The following is a 12,499-nucleotide window of genomic DNA, read 5'->3' as shown; positions in this document are numbered from 1 at the left end:
GTGAGTCGCCCCCCCCCGCCGCCCCCCCCCCCCCCCCCGCGCGCCCCCCCCCCCCCCCGCGGCCCCCCCCCGCCCCCCCCCCCCCCCCCCCCGGGGGGGGGGGGGGGGCCCCCCCCCCCCCCCACGGCTGCGTGTTCGGTCGGGGCCGGCCCGGTCAGCCCAGGCCGAGCGCGTGCTTGATCGTGTAGAAGACGTCCGTCTGGTCGGTCAGGCCGACGACGTTCGCCGCCTGCGGCCCGTAGCCCGCGATGCGGACCTGGGTGCCGGTGTGCTCCTGCGAGCCGCCCTCCTCGGCGGTGCCGTAGGCGACGGTCATCGGCTGGCCCTCGGTGGTGGTCAGCGTCCGGGTCAGGCCCGGGGTCGTGGACCCGGCCGAGACGATCTGGCTGGAGTGCCCGTGGTCGGCCGAGACGAGGACGAGGGTGTTGCCGTCCCTCTTCGCGAAGTCGAGGGCGACCTGCACGGCGTCGTCGAAGCCGACGGTCTCGCCGATCTGGGCGCACGGGTTGGCGGCGTGGTCCTGCTTGTCGATGCTCGCGCCCTCGACCTGGAGGAAGAAGCCGTCCTTCTTCTTGCCGGCCTTGGTGTCGAGCAGGTCGATGGCCTTGGAGGTCATCGTGTCGAGCGACGGCACGTCGGCGGTGTGGTCCGGGTTGACGCCGCACGTGACGGGGGCCTCGGCACCACCGGTGTGGGTGGCTGCGGGGCCGACCCACTCGGTCGGCATGTTGCCCGGCGAGAACAGCCCGAGGACCGGAGCGTCCTGGTCGGCCGTCGTCACCCGGTCGAGCTTCTTGGCGGTCGTGACGACGGTGAAGCCGCGGTCCTTCGCCTGCCTGAGGAGGGTCTTGCCCTTGTACTCGCCGGCGGTCGCCTTGTCCTGGAAGTACTGCGCACCGCCACCGAGGACGACGTCGGGGCGGGTGTCGAGGGCCTGCTCGGTGATCGAGCCGGCGCCGCCGTTCTCGAGCGCGTTCTCGGGGCAGTCCTTCATGCGCGTGGGCGAGTAGCAGCCGCGCGCCGTGACGTGCGACATCTGCACGGCCGGGGTGGCGTCCTGGATCTCGGCCGTGGTGACGTTGCCGGTGCGCAGCCCGTCGGCCTTGGCGAGCTCGAGGAGGGTCTCCTGCGGGGTGCCCTCCACGTCCACCGAGATCGCGCCGTTGTACGTCTTGGTGCCGGTGGCCCAGCCCGAGCCGGACGCCGCGGAGTCCGTCACGTAGTCGGGCCTGCCGTTCGCCTTGTCGAGGGCGTAGGTCGTGTACTGGCCGGTCAGCGGCAGGGCGTCGATGCCCGGGAGCTCGCCGGCGGCGCCGTACTGGTAGTTGCGGGCGAGGGTGATCTCCGAGTCGCCCATGCCGTCGCCGATGAGCAGGATGACGTTCTGAGCCTTGCCGGACTTGATCTGCTTGCGGACCTGGGCGCTCTGGTCGCCGTCGAGGCGGCGCGCGTCGCCGTGCCCCGTGAGGTCGTGGGTGAGCGCGTAGCTGGTGGCTCCGCCGAGCAGGAGCGTGCCGACGAGCGCGGTGGCGAGGGTGGTGCGGCGTGCGGTCTTGCGCACGGGAGGCCTCCTTGGTGGACGTGTCGGCGGACGTGCCGTCGTGGGCGGTGGACACCGCCCGGGTGAAGGCAAGCGCGCGCAGGTGTCGGCACGGTGACCACCACCCGTTGTCCGGGGAAACAGTGTGTGGCGCCGAGGGCCGTGGGCGGGGGCAGGATGGGCGCGTGGAGTTCCAGGACGTGGTGCGACGACGGCGGATGGTGCGGCGGTTCACGGACGAGCCCGTGGCCCCCGAGACGGTGGAGCGGCTGGTGCGCAATGCCGTGCGGGCCCCCAGCGCGGGGTTCTCGCAGGGCTGGTCGTTCCTCGTGCTGACGGAGCCGGCGGACCGCGAGCGGTTCTGGGCGGCGGCGACGCCGGACGCGTCGCAGCGCGACATGTCCGCGTGGCTCGCGGGGATGCGCACCGCGCCCGTGCTGGTCGTGGTGCTGTGCTCGAAGGAGGCCTACCTCCGCCGGTACGCCGAGGACGACAAGGGCTGGACCGACCGCGACGAGGCGCGCTGGCCCGTGCCCTACTGGCACGTCGACGCGGGCATGGCGTCGCTGCTCATGCAGCAGACCGCCGTCGACGAGGGCCTCGGCGCCTGCTTCTTCGGCATCGGCGCCGGCGAGGTGCCGGCCTTCCGCGCGGCGTTCGGCGTCCCCGACGCCTGGGTCCAGACCGGCGTCGTCGCGGTGGGCCACCCGGCCGACGGCGGCGCGCAGGGCTCGCCCGCGCGGCGGCGCCGCAAGCCGCTGGAGGAGGTCGTGCACCGCGGGCGATGGTGACCGCCGCCCCGACTAGTGCCGGAGCCTGTGCTGCGCCTTGAGGAACGCTGCCTCGGTGGCGTCGTCCCACGATGCGCTGGCGGAGACCTCGAGGGCACGCTGGATCGCGCTCACGGTCCGGTCGTGGTGGGCGCGCTCGACGTCTCCCCACTCGCCGGTGACGGGCGCCCCGACGGCGCGCTGGGCCACCCGCTTCCCGTGCGGGAACTTCTCCCCGTGCATGCGGGAGGCCATGCGGACGGCGGTGAGGCGACGGTCGGTGCGCACGCCCCAGAGGTTGTCGCGGCGGCGCGGCCCGAAGTGCACCGCCCGCTGGAGGCGCCAGGCGAGCAGCCCGCCGGTGGCCGCCGCCTTCAGGCCCTTGCCGACGTTCGAGGTGGAGCCGCAGTCGGCGTGCAGGTGGTCCTTGTGGTGCGAGGCCGACCCCTCCGTGCCGTCGCGCGCGTAGATGACGCCGAGGCCCATCGAGCTCGCGACGTCGAGCGCATGGAGCAGCGGCTCGCGCTCCTCGGGCGGCGCACCCGGAGAGCCGAAGTTGATGTCGCCGGCGAGCCCGTCGAAGTGCCACGAGCCCGGGGCGTGGACGGGGTGCACGCCACCGAAGTCGGGGTGCTCGCTCACCCGGTAGTCGTTCGTGTCGGCCCACCTCAGGAACTTGTCGAGGGTCGACGACTTCGCCTTCTGCGGTCCGAGGGCCATGGCCCGACCTCTCTCGCCGGCCCCACGCGCGGGGGCCTCCCGGTGCCCCCTCTCCAGTGTGGGCCGGGGGGTGGGGGCGCGACGGGGTGAACTTCGCGCCGTGGGCGTCAGCGGGCCTCGCGCACGGCCGCCGCGAGGCCGGCGACCGCCTCGCCCAGCCGGGCGTCGGCGAGGTTCCCGTACCCGACGACCAGGGCCTCGGCGGGGCCGCCGGGCAGCGGCGCGGCCGTGACGCGGTACCGGCGCACGTCGGCGACCGCGACGTCGCGCGCCGCGGCGGCACGCACGACGGCGGCCGCGGCGACGCCCTCGGGCAGGCCGAGGACGACGTGCAGCCCGGCCGCCAGGCCGCTCACGGGCAGGCCGGGCAGCGCGGCGTCGAGCGCGTCGAGCAGGGCTGCACGGCGCCGGCGGAAGCGGCCCCGCGCGGCGCGCAGGTGGCGTTCGTAGCCGCCGTCGGACAGGAACCGCGCCAGGGCGAGCTGGTCCACCGTCGACGGCGCCACCCCGTCCGACCGGGCCTCGAGGCGGTCGCGCCACCGGGGCGGCAGCACCAGCCAGCCCAGCCCGAACGCGGGCGAGACGGTCTTGCTGAGCGACCCGACCAGCGCCACGCGTCCCGGGTCGTGACCCTGCAGCGCGGCCACGGGGCGCCGGTCATAGCGGAACTCGGCGTCGTAGTCGTCCTCGACGACCAGCCCGTCCACGGCCCGCGCCCACGACACGAGCGCGTCCCGCCGGTCGGGTGCGAGGGCGACGCCCGTGGGGAACTGGTGCGCCGGCGTCACCAGGGCGGCCCGCGCGCCCGTGCGGGCCCCCGCCGCGACGAGGGCGGCCACGTCCACGCCGCCCGCGTCGACGGGGACCGGGACGGGGACGAGGCCGGCGTCGCGCGCGACGTCGCGCAGCCGCCCCCAGCTCGGGTCCTCGACCAGCAGGGCGCGGTGGCCCGCGGCCCGCAGCGCGCGCACCAGCCGGGCCATGCCGTCGGTCGCGCCGTGGGTGACCAGGACGTCGTCGGCGCCCGCGCAGGTGGAGCGGGCCCGCGCCAGGTAGGCGGCCAGGGCCGCGCGCGTGCCGGGGTGCCCGGGGGGGTCGGGGGCGCCGAGGTCGGTGTCGGGGGCGTCGGCGAGGGCGTCGCGCAGCGCCCGCAGCCACGCCGCCCGCGGCACGTGGCGCAGGTCGGGCACGCCGGGGGCGAGGTCGAGCCGGGCCCGGCCCGCGGCGGGCAGGGCCGGCGCCGCGGGGTGCTTCGGGGTGGCGTGCGCGGCAGCGCCCGCGGCGATCCGCGTGCCGGAGCCGACGCGGGCCTCGCAGAACCCCTCCGCGACGAGCTGCCCGTAGACCTCGGTCACGACCCAGCGGGACACCCCGAGGCTCTCGGCGAGCGCACGGCTCGGGGGCAGCGCCGACCCTGCGGGGACGCGGCCGGCGTGGACGGCGTCGCGCACGGCGCGCTCGAGGCGCGCGACCAGCGGCGCGTCGTCGTCCCCGAGGACGAGCACGGTGTCCCACGCGAGGCGAGGATTGGTCTGGGCGAGCGCCATGTCATTGGACGGTACACCCGGACCGATCGGCACCTAGCGTCAGTGCTGTCAGCCGGCGGGCCACGCCGGCGCCCCACGACAGGAGCACCCATGCGCTACCGCACCCTCGGCGACGGCACCACTTCGTTCGACGTCAGCACCCTGTGCCTCGGCACGATGTGGTTCGGCACGAAGACGGACGAGAAGACGTCGTTCGCCATCCTCGACCGCTTCGTCGAGGCCGGCGGCACCTTCCTCGACACCGCGAACAACTACAACGGCTGGGGCGGCGGGCACGGCCGCGACAGCGAGGACGTCATCGGCCGCTGGATGGCGGCCCGCGGGAACCGTGACCAGCTCCGGCTGGCGACCAAGGCGGGCGCCGCGAAGAAGGACCCGAACCTGCCGCTGCAGAACGTGGCACCCACGAACTTCCAGGGCCTCGGCGCCGAGACCGTCGCGTGGGAGGCGCGCGAGAGCCTGCGCCACCTGGGCGTGGACCACATCGACGCCTACTACGGGCACGTCGACGACTACGACACCCCGCTGGCCGAGACCGTCGGCGCGTTCGGCAAGCTCCAGGCGGAGGGGATCATCGGCATCGCCGGCATCTCCAACGTCGCCCTGCACCGCGTGGTCGAGGCGCGCGAGGAGGCCCGTCGCCAGGGCGTCGCGCCCTACGGGCTGGTGCAGCAGAACCTCACCTACCCGTACCCGCGGCCCGACGTCGGCCGGCACAACTGGGCGTCGTACGAGCTGCTCGACTACGCCCGCGAGTCGTCCGAGGCGGGCAGCCCGCTCGCCGTCGTCGCCTACTCGCCGCTCATGCAGGGCGCGCTGGTCCGCGACGACAAGCCGCTGTGGGACGGCTTCGACCACCCCACCACGCACGAGCGGCTGCGCGTGCTGCGGGAGGTGGCGGCCGAGATCGGCGCCACCCCGAACCAGGTGGTGCTCGCCTGGCTGATGGGCGGCGACGTCCCCGTGGTGCCCATCGCGGGCGCGAGCAGCCTCGCCCAGCTCGAGGAGATCCTCGGCGCCGCCGAGCTCGACCTCGACCCGGAGCTGCGCGCGCGCCTCGACGCCGTGTGACCCGACGTCGGACCCCGCGTCAGGACCCGCCGCGGCCGGTCGTCACTCGAGCCACTCGGTGACGAACCGGTCGTTGGCGTGCACGTGCAGCGCCTCGTACACCTCCGGCCCGACCACGGTGAACTTGTGCGGCGTCCCGGCGGGCGCCACGAGGATCTGGCCGCCCACGGCGACCACCTCGTCGTCGCCCACCCGGAACAACGCCCGCCCCGACCGCACGACGAACGTCTCCGTGTACGGGTGCCGGTGCAGGCGTGGGCCCGCGCCGTCGCGGTCGATCCGCTCGAACATCACCGACACGGTCGAGCCGTGGAGGTACCCCTCGAAGTCGGCGCTCGGCAGGGTGGACTGCTCGATCAGCTCGATGCTCATGCCGGGATGGACCGGGACCGGGCGCGGAACTGAGCGGCCCCGGGTGCGGCATCGCCGGCTATCGGTCGGGTCGGAGGTGCCGTGCGAGCACGTCGAGGGCTCGCGTGACCTCGGTCAGTTGGTGCGTGCCGTCCGGTCCGAGCGCGGCGGCGAGGGCCTCCTCGATCCCGGCAGCACGGACCTGGGCCACCCTCTCGGACGCCTGAGCGGCCTGGCGGACGAGGACCCGACGCCGGTCGCCCGGATCGGGGGCGGTCTCGACCGACCCGGCTTCCTTGAGGCGGGCGACGGCCGACGACACCTGGCTCTGCGGCAGCGCGGTGCGGGAGACGATCTCGCTCACCGTGGTGTCGGGGTGGTCGGCGACGTCGCTGGCCACGACGAGCACCATCCGGTCGCTGCCCGGATGGCGGGCGGTCCCGCCGGGGGGTGGCGGCAGGGCCTCTTCGCCGATCTTCATCAGGGCCCGTCCCAGCAGGAACAGCTCGACTCCGTTCACCACCCGAGCATATATCCAATGCGATGCATCTTGATAGATGTATCGAATTGGATAGAGTGGGCTTCCGGAGGGTCGTGGCAGCAGGCCGCGACCGGAGGGAGCCACCATGTCCATGACCACCGGCACGCTCGCCGTCCCCGGCGCGACCCTGTACTACCAGGTCGACGGGGCCGGGCCGATGCTGCTGATCTCCCAGAGCGGGGAAGGGGACGCCGACCGCAGCAACGACCTCGTCGCCCAGCTCGCCGACTCGTACACCGTGGTCACCTACGACCGTCGCGGGCTGTCCCGCAGCCGGCTGGACGACCCGGTGCGCGGCGCGACGCTCGCCGAGCACGCGGACGACGTCCATCGGCTGCTGGCCGCCCTCACCGACGCGCCCGCACTCATGCTCGGATGCAGCCTCGGCGCCGTCATCGGCCTGCACGTCGCCGTCGCGCACCCGGAGCAGGTCCGGACGCTGGTCGCCCACGAACCCGTCGCCCCGCGCCTGCTGCCCGCCGACCGGCGCGCCCGTCACGAGCGCGAGCTCGCCGAGCTCCAGGACCTCTACGCCCGGGCGGGCCTGGCCGCGGCCCTCCCCGAGATCGCGAGGACGTTGGGCATCGATCCCGCGGGCACGGACCGGGAACCCGACCTGACGCCTCAGCCGATGACCGCGCAGCGCGTGCGCAACTTCGACCACTTCATCCGCCACGACTTCACCGCGATCCTCCGCGACACCCTGGACCTCGAGGCGCTGGCAGGCGTCGGCGCACGCATCGTGCCCGCGACCGGGAGCACCACACCACGGGCCGTCTTCGACCGTCTCGCCGCGGCCGCGCTGGCCACCCTGCTCGGGCGCACGGTGCAGGAGGCCCCCGGCGGGCACAACGGCAACACCACCCACCCGCGCGCCTACGCACGGTGGCTCCGGGAGGTTCTCGACACCGCCGACCGACCCCGCGGATCGAGCGGCCCGCGGTCGTGACCGACCGCTCCCTCGACCGCCCGGCCGTGCCGGCCGACCCCCGGGCGGGCCAGTCGGGGGGCGTCGCGGACCGCGCTCAGGGCAGGGGGAGGTCGAGCCCGTGCCGCAGCCGGTCGCGGACCGCGCGGGGCAGCTCGCCCCAGTCGTCGATCGTGTCGAGGTCGACGGCCGTGCCGGGGCGCCGCAGCACGACGGGCCGCAGCCCCGCCCGCTCGGCCTCCGCGACGTGCGCGGCCCGCGACCCCTCCCCGAAGCGGAAGGCGAACGGCGCGCCCGCCGGCAGCGCGAGCAGGTTGGTGCCGGCCAGGTGCCGGTCGGTCGCGACGACGACGGTCGCCTCGCCTTCCGTACCGTCCCGCGGCACGCCCGTGGCGAGGAGCGCCGCGACGTCGTCGAGCGCGAGCAGGGGCAGGTCCGCGTGGGCGACGAGCAGGCGCGCGGCCCCGCGCTCGACGGCGTGCTCCCGCCCGACGTCGAGCGCCGCGTTCAGCCCCGGACGCTCCGGCGGCTGGGGGACCACCTCGACCCGCCCCGCGGACGGCGCGGCGGCCCCCGTGCCGCCGCCCGGACCGGGGAGGCCCAGCGTCTCGACGGTGAACGGGACGTCCGCGGTCACGACGAGCACCCCGTCGACGCCGTCCGACGCCCGCAGGACGGCGACGACGTGCCTGGCCAGCGCGGCCACGAGCCGCCGCCGGGCCGCGGGGTCGAGAGCGGCGGCCAGGCGCGACTTGCCGGAGACGCCGTCGCGCAGCGGGACGACCGCGACGGTGCCGCCGGCCACGTCGCCCGGTCCGGCCGTGGGAGCCGTCATCCGAGGGCGAGCAGCTCGCGGGCCAGGCGCTCGCGGCCCGCGGGGCCGCCCATGATCGTGTCGGTGACGAGAACCTCGACGCCCAGGTCGCGGATGGGGCCGGCGAGGTCGGCGTCGGCGTCGTCCACGACCATCACGTCCACGAGGTCCGCGTAGAGCCGGGCGACGCCGAGCGCGGACACCTCGTGCCCGAGCGTCTCCAGGATCTGGGCGGCCGGGCCCTTGATCGCCTGCCCGCCGACGATCGGGCTCACCGCGACCCGGCGCGCCGGCGACGCCAGCACGGCGTCGCGCACCCCGGCCACGGCCAGCACCGGCTCCACGGACAGGAACGGGTTGGACGGCGCGACGACCAGCAGGTCGGCGTCGGCGAGGGCGTCCAGCACCCCGGGCGCGGGCCGGGCGGCGTCCACGCCGTCGAGCTCGATCCCCAGCACGGCGTCGGCGTGCCGGCGCCGCACGAAGTACTCCTGGAACGCCACCCGTCCCGAGGGAGTCTCGACGAGCGTGCGGAGCCGGTCGTCGGTGACGGGCAGCAGCCGCGCCCGCACCCCCAGCGACGCGGCGAGCCGGGCCGTCACCGCGCCGAGCGGCTGCCCCTCGCGCAGCGCGGCCGTCCGCACGACGTGCGTCGCCAGGTCGCGGTCGCCGAGGGTGAACCAGGTGTCCTCGCCGAGGCGCGCGAGCTGGTCGAGGGTCGTGTACGTCTCGTCGGTCAGCCCCCAGCCGCGGCTCTCGTCGTTCAGGCCGGCGAGGGTGTACATGACGGTGTCGACGTCGGGGGAGACCAGCAGGCCGTGCCGCTCGGTGTCGTCGCCGACGTTGACGACGACGGTGAGGCCGCCGTCCGCGGTCGGCGCGCCGCCGTCGGGCAGGGCGAGGGCGAGGCCGTGCGCCAGGCGGGCGCCGCCGACGCCGCCGGCGAGAAGGGTGACGCGTGTGCTCACCCGACGAGCCTACGGTCCCCCCGGCCTCGCCCGGGGACGCAGAATGGGCGCATGGCCGTCTTCGCTTTCTCCGTCGCCCCCCTCGGCGCGGGCGAGTCCGTCGCGGACTCCGTCGCCGCCGCCGTCCGCATCGTCCGCGAGTCCGGGCTCCCCACCCGCACCACCGCGATGTTCACCGAGATCGAGGGGGACTGGGACGAGGTGATGCCGGTGATCCAGCGCGCCACGGAGGCCGTGGGCGCGGGCGGGCACCGCGTGTCGCTGGTGATCAAGGCGGACATCCGCCCCGGGTACACCGGTCAGCTGGACGCGAAGATCGCGCGGGTCGAGGAGCGGCTCGCCGACGACGGCGGCGCCGGGCACGCGTAGCCCGCCGCGTCGCCGCGCGCCTGGGAGGGCGCTGTGGTACAGGCCACGTCACGGGGGCCTTAGGCTTGGGCGGGATCCGGCCGCCCGGGCCGTGATCAGAGCCAGGAGTGGTCTGCATGCCCCTGTTCGAGGTCGACGCCCAGCGGCCCCTCCTCGTCCAGCCCGACCGGTCGCCCGCGGCAAGCGCGCAGGGCGTCGGCACCACCGCGCACCGGGTGGTGGACAGTCACATCGACGGGCTGCTCGGCGAGCAGATCTTCCCGGTCAGCCCGGGTGCCGGGCCGGACGAGCCGCACCTCCTCGCGCTCGACGCGACGGGGTCGCCGGTGGTCGTGGAGCTCGTCGCCGACCTGGACCGGGCCGCCCTCACGCGGGCGCTCGACCACGCCGGCGCCGCCGGCCGACTGACCCGTGGCGCGCTCGCCGAGCGGTACCACGGCGGTCCGGCGGCGTTCCACCGTGACGTGTCCGCGTTCTACGACAGCGTCCCGATCACGCGCTCGCAGCCCGGTCGCAGCAGCGCGCGGCTCATCGTCATCTGCCAGGAGGCGAGCGAGGAGATCCTCAACGCCGTCGACTTCCTGCGCCAGCCGACGATGCCCGTCGAGGTGCTGAAGATGGGCGTCGTGCACAGCGCGGACGGCCGTCGCTTCGTCGACGTGTCGCCCCTGGTCATCCACCCGGCGTCCGCGCCCTCCGCCCCGAGCCTGTCCGCACCGGAGAACGCCCGGCCCGGGCTCGGCGTCCCCGCGACGGACGCCGTCTCCGCCGCGCCGCGGGCCGCCGACGCGCCCGCGGGCGTCGACCCCGAGACCTTCGCCGAGGGCGTCGCCGTCGGCCTCGCCCTCAACGGCAAGATGCCCGCCGCGGCGCAGCCGCCGCGCGAGCACGCGGTCCCCGCCCCGCCCACCCGCACACGCCGCCGGGCCGCGCGGCCCCGCACCGCCGAGGCCGGCGCCGACGCCGGGCTGCCCAGCGGCCCGCTCCCCGTCCCCGGTCCGCTCCCGGTCCCGGCGCCCGCGCCCGCCCCGGTGCCGGCCCCCGCCCCCCGCACGGAGCCGGACGACCTGGACACGACGCTGGAGCGCCTGCCGCGCCCCCTCGCGAGCCGTCGGTCCGCCGCGGCCGACGTCCCGGAGCCGCCGCGCCGTCGGTCGCGGTCCGACCGCTTCACGTCGCGCCCCGAGCTCGACGAGGCGGCTCCCGCCCCCGGGCGCGGGGAGCTGGGCCAGGCCTTCGCCGACGTGGCCGCACCCGCCTTCGACCTGCCGGTGCCCGAGCCGCGGTGGTCCGGCGTCGAGGACGACCTGCCGCGCCTGCAGGTGCCGCCGCTGGACCCGCCGCGCCTGAGCACCCCGCCGACGAACCCGCTCGACGACGGCTGGTCGCCCGCGCCCCGGGACCCGGGGTACGACCCGCTGACCTCGCCGGTGCCGCCGGAGCCCGCGCACCGGCCGTGGGAGCCGCAGGAGCCGGCGCGTCAGGCGTGGGAGCCGCAGGAGCCGGCGCGTCAGGCGTGGGAGCCGCAGGAGCCGGCACGCCAGGCCTGGCAGGCGCAGGAGCCGGCCCCCCAGCCCTGGGAGTCCCCGGCGCCGGCGCACCGGCCGTGGGAGCCGGTGCCGGGCGGCGACGAGGTGGACGAGGACCTGGTCGCCCTGGCCCGCACGCTGGTGCACCCGACGACGATCGTGTGGTCGCGGCCGCGCCGCCGGCAGTACTTCGAGGCGGTGCTGCACCAGGACGGCGCCATCGAGCTCGCCGACGGCTCGCGCCACCGGCATCCCGACCACGCGGCGTCCGCGGCGTCCGGCTCGCCCACCGCCGACGGGTGGAGCGTGTGGCGTCTGGGCACCGACGGGCCCACGCTGCTCGACGCCTACCGGCACCGGTTCGCCTGACCCGGCCGGCGGTCAGGGGAGGACGAGGATCTTCCCGGTCTGCTCGCCGGCCGCGAGGCGGGCCAGCCCGTCGCCGACGCGCGCCAGCGGCACCTCGGAGTCGATGACCGGTCGCACGCCGGTGCGCGCGACGAACCGTACGAGGGCGGCGAGGTCGTCGCGCGTGCCCATCGTCACGCCCTGCACGCGGATCTCGTTGAAGAAGATGCGGGTCAGCTCGGCGGGCGGGGTGTCGCCCGTCGTCGCGCCGCAGACGACGATCGTGCCGCCGGGCCGCACGGACCGCACGGAATGGGCCCAGGTGGCCTGACCGACGGACTCGATCACCGCGTCCACGCGGTCGGGCAGCCGGCCGCCGGACTCGACGGCGTGCGCGGCGCCCAGCTCGCGGGCGCGCTCGCGGCGCTCCGCCGAGCGTGACGTCACGGTGACCTCGAGGCCCGCGGCGGCGCCGAGCACGGTCGCGGCGGTGGCGAGGCCGCCGCCGGCGCCCTGCACGAGCACCCGGTCGCCGGGCGCCAGGCCGGCCGCGCCGAACAGCATCCGGTAGGCGGTGAGCCACGCGGTCGGGAGGCAGGCGGCGTCCTCGAACGACAGGTCGTCGGGGATCGGGACGAGGTTGTGGATCGGCACGGCGACGCGCTCGGCGAGGGTGCCCGGGTACTTCTCCGACAGCAGGGTGCGGCGCTCGTTCGGCCCCACGCCGTGCCCGTCGGCGCCGATGACGCCGTGCAGCAGCACCTGCGTGCCGTCCGGGGTGGTGCCCGCGGCGTCGGTGCCGAGGATCATGGGGAGCTGCTCCGGCCGGAGCCCGATGCCGCGCAGCGACCACAGGTCGTGGTGGTTGAGGGTCGCGGCGCGCACGTCGACGGTGGTCCAGTGCTCGCGCGCCTGCGGTTCCGGCCGCTCGCCCACCTCCAGCCCGTCGAGCGGGGAGTCGGGCGAGAACCGGGCGACGGTGGCGGCGAGCATGCGTCCCAAC

General features: G+C 76.2%; 13 protein-coding genes. 5 read left to right on the top strand and 8 right to left on the bottom strand.

Annotated elements, in window-relative coordinates; all coding sequences use genetic code 11:
* Positions 1-154: 154 nt before the first annotated feature.
* Positions 155-1,561, bottom strand: coding sequence for an alkaline phosphatase (phoA, locus tag ACFU9A_RS18140; protein ID WP_430576688.1), 1,407 nt, complete (start codon positions 1,559-1,561; stop codon positions 155-157).
* 164 nt (positions 1,562-1,725) lie between these two features.
* Between phoA and ACFU9A_RS18135 the strand changes: the two genes are divergently transcribed.
* Positions 1,726-2,331, top strand: a complete 606-nt coding sequence (locus tag ACFU9A_RS18135) for a nitroreductase family protein (protein ID WP_430576687.1) — start codon at positions 1,726-1,728, stop codon at positions 2,329-2,331.
* 12 nt (positions 2,332-2,343) lie between these two features.
* Here ACFU9A_RS18135 and ACFU9A_RS18130 read toward each other — a convergent pair whose 3' ends face one another.
* Positions 2,344-3,030, bottom strand: coding sequence for a hypothetical protein (locus tag ACFU9A_RS18130; protein ID WP_430576686.1), 687 nt, complete (start codon positions 3,028-3,030; stop codon positions 2,344-2,346).
* Between the two features lie 107 nt (positions 3,031-3,137).
* The gene (locus ACFU9A_RS18125) at positions 3,138-4,577 is read right to left on the bottom strand and encodes a PLP-dependent aminotransferase family protein (protein ID WP_430576685.1); all 1,440 of its coding nucleotides are present in this window, start codon (positions 4,575-4,577) and stop codon (positions 3,138-3,140) included.
* Between the two features lie 90 nt (positions 4,578-4,667).
* Here ACFU9A_RS18125 and ACFU9A_RS18120 point away from each other — a divergent pair, with 90 nt between their 5' ends.
* Positions 4,668-5,648, top strand: a complete 981-nt coding sequence (locus tag ACFU9A_RS18120) for an aldo/keto reductase (protein WP_430576684.1) — start codon at positions 4,668-4,670, stop codon at positions 5,646-5,648.
* A gap of 42 nt (positions 5,649-5,690) precedes the next feature.
* On the opposite strand, the gene ACFU9A_RS18115 is transcribed toward ACFU9A_RS18120, so the two are convergent.
* A complete protein-coding gene (locus ACFU9A_RS18115) occupies positions 5,691-6,020 on the bottom strand; it encodes a cupin domain-containing protein (protein ID WP_430576683.1) in 330 nt (109 codons plus the stop codon).
* A 58-nt stretch (positions 6,021-6,078) separates the two neighbouring features.
* Positions 6,079-6,519, bottom strand: a complete 441-nt coding sequence (locus ACFU9A_RS18110; protein WP_430576682.1) for a MarR family winged helix-turn-helix transcriptional regulator — start codon at positions 6,517-6,519, stop codon at positions 6,079-6,081.
* Positions 6,520-6,625: 106 nt separating this feature from the next.
* On the opposite strand from ACFU9A_RS18110, the gene ACFU9A_RS18105 reads away from it, so the two are divergent.
* Positions 6,626-7,489 carry an alpha/beta fold hydrolase gene (locus ACFU9A_RS18105; protein ID WP_430576681.1) on the top strand — a complete coding sequence of 288 codons (864 nt, stop codon included), beginning with the start codon at positions 6,626-6,628 and terminating at the stop codon, positions 7,487-7,489.
* Positions 7,490-7,565: 76 nt separating this feature from the next.
* On the opposite strand, the gene cofC is transcribed toward ACFU9A_RS18105, so the two are convergent.
* Both cofC and cofD read right to left on the bottom strand, forming a co-directional pair.
* A complete protein-coding gene (cofC, locus tag ACFU9A_RS18100; RefSeq protein WP_430576680.1) occupies positions 7,566-8,303 on the bottom strand; it encodes a 2-phospho-L-lactate guanylyltransferase in 738 nt (245 codons plus the stop codon).
* Positions 8,300-9,250: a 2-phospho-L-lactate transferase gene (cofD, locus tag ACFU9A_RS18095; protein ID WP_430576679.1), complete on the bottom strand. Its 951-nt coding sequence runs from the start codon at positions 9,248-9,250 to the stop codon at positions 8,300-8,302. The genes cofC and cofD overlap by 4 nt, the downstream gene beginning before the upstream one ends.
* 51 nt (positions 9,251-9,301) lie before the next feature.
* On the opposite strand from cofD, the gene ACFU9A_RS18090 reads away from it, so the two are divergent.
* Together ACFU9A_RS18090 and ACFU9A_RS18085 are read left to right on the top strand one after the other, a co-directional pair.
* Entirely contained in the window at positions 9,302-9,619 is a 318-nt protein-coding gene (locus ACFU9A_RS18090; protein WP_380325802.1) for an MTH1187 family thiamine-binding protein, read from the top strand.
* 116 nt (positions 9,620-9,735) lie between these two features.
* On the top strand, positions 9,736-11,517 hold the full coding sequence (locus tag ACFU9A_RS18085; RefSeq protein WP_430576678.1) for a hypothetical protein: 1,782 nt from the start codon (positions 9,736-9,738) through the stop codon (positions 11,515-11,517).
* A gap of 12 nt (positions 11,518-11,529) precedes the next feature.
* On the opposite strand, the gene ACFU9A_RS18080 is transcribed toward ACFU9A_RS18085, so the two are convergent.
* Positions 11,530-12,489, bottom strand: coding sequence for a zinc-binding dehydrogenase (locus tag ACFU9A_RS18080; RefSeq protein WP_430576677.1), 960 nt, complete (start codon positions 12,487-12,489; stop codon positions 11,530-11,532).
* Positions 12,490-12,499 lie beyond the last annotated feature (10 nt).

The sequence above is a fragment of the Isoptericola sp. NPDC057653 genome (assembly GCF_042799955.1).
GTDB lineage: Bacteria > Actinomycetota > Actinomycetes > Actinomycetales > Cellulomonadaceae > Isoptericola.
The sequence above is the reverse complement of the archived record's forward strand: the minus strand, read 5'-3'. Positions and strand labels throughout refer to the sequence as shown.

Bases quoted from the DNA above. Each gene is read 5' to 3' on its own strand.
- ACFU9A_RS18130 (WP_430576686.1), bottom strand. From the start codon at position 3,030: ATGGCCCTCGGACCGCAGAAGGCGAAGTCGTCGACCCTCGACAAGTTC.
- ACFU9A_RS18125 (WP_430576685.1), bottom strand. From the start codon at position 4,577: ATGGCGCTCGCCCAGACCAATCCTCGCCTCGCGTGGGACACCGTGCTC.
- ACFU9A_RS18120 (WP_430576684.1), top strand. From the start codon at position 4,668: ATGCGCTACCGCACCCTCGGCGACGGCACCACTTCGTTCGACGTCAGC.
- ACFU9A_RS18115 (WP_430576683.1), bottom strand. From the start codon at position 6,020: ATGAGCATCGAGCTGATCGAGCAGTCCACCCTGCCGAGCGCCGACTTC.
- ACFU9A_RS18105 (WP_430576681.1), top strand. From the start codon at position 6,626: ATGTCCATGACCACCGGCACGCTCGCCGTCCCCGGCGCGACCCTGTAC.
- cofC (WP_430576680.1), bottom strand. From the start codon at position 8,303: ATGACGGCTCCCACGGCCGGACCGGGCGACGTGGCCGGCGGCACCGTC.
- ACFU9A_RS18090 (WP_380325802.1), top strand. From the start codon at position 9,302: ATGGCCGTCTTCGCTTTCTCCGTCGCCCCCCTCGGCGCGGGCGAGTCC.
- ACFU9A_RS18085 (WP_430576678.1), top strand. From the start codon at position 9,736: ATGCCCCTGTTCGAGGTCGACGCCCAGCGGCCCCTCCTCGTCCAGCCC.
- ACFU9A_RS18080 (WP_430576677.1), bottom strand. From the start codon at position 12,489: ATGCTCGCCGCCACCGTCGCCCGGTTCTCGCCCGACTCCCCGCTCGAC.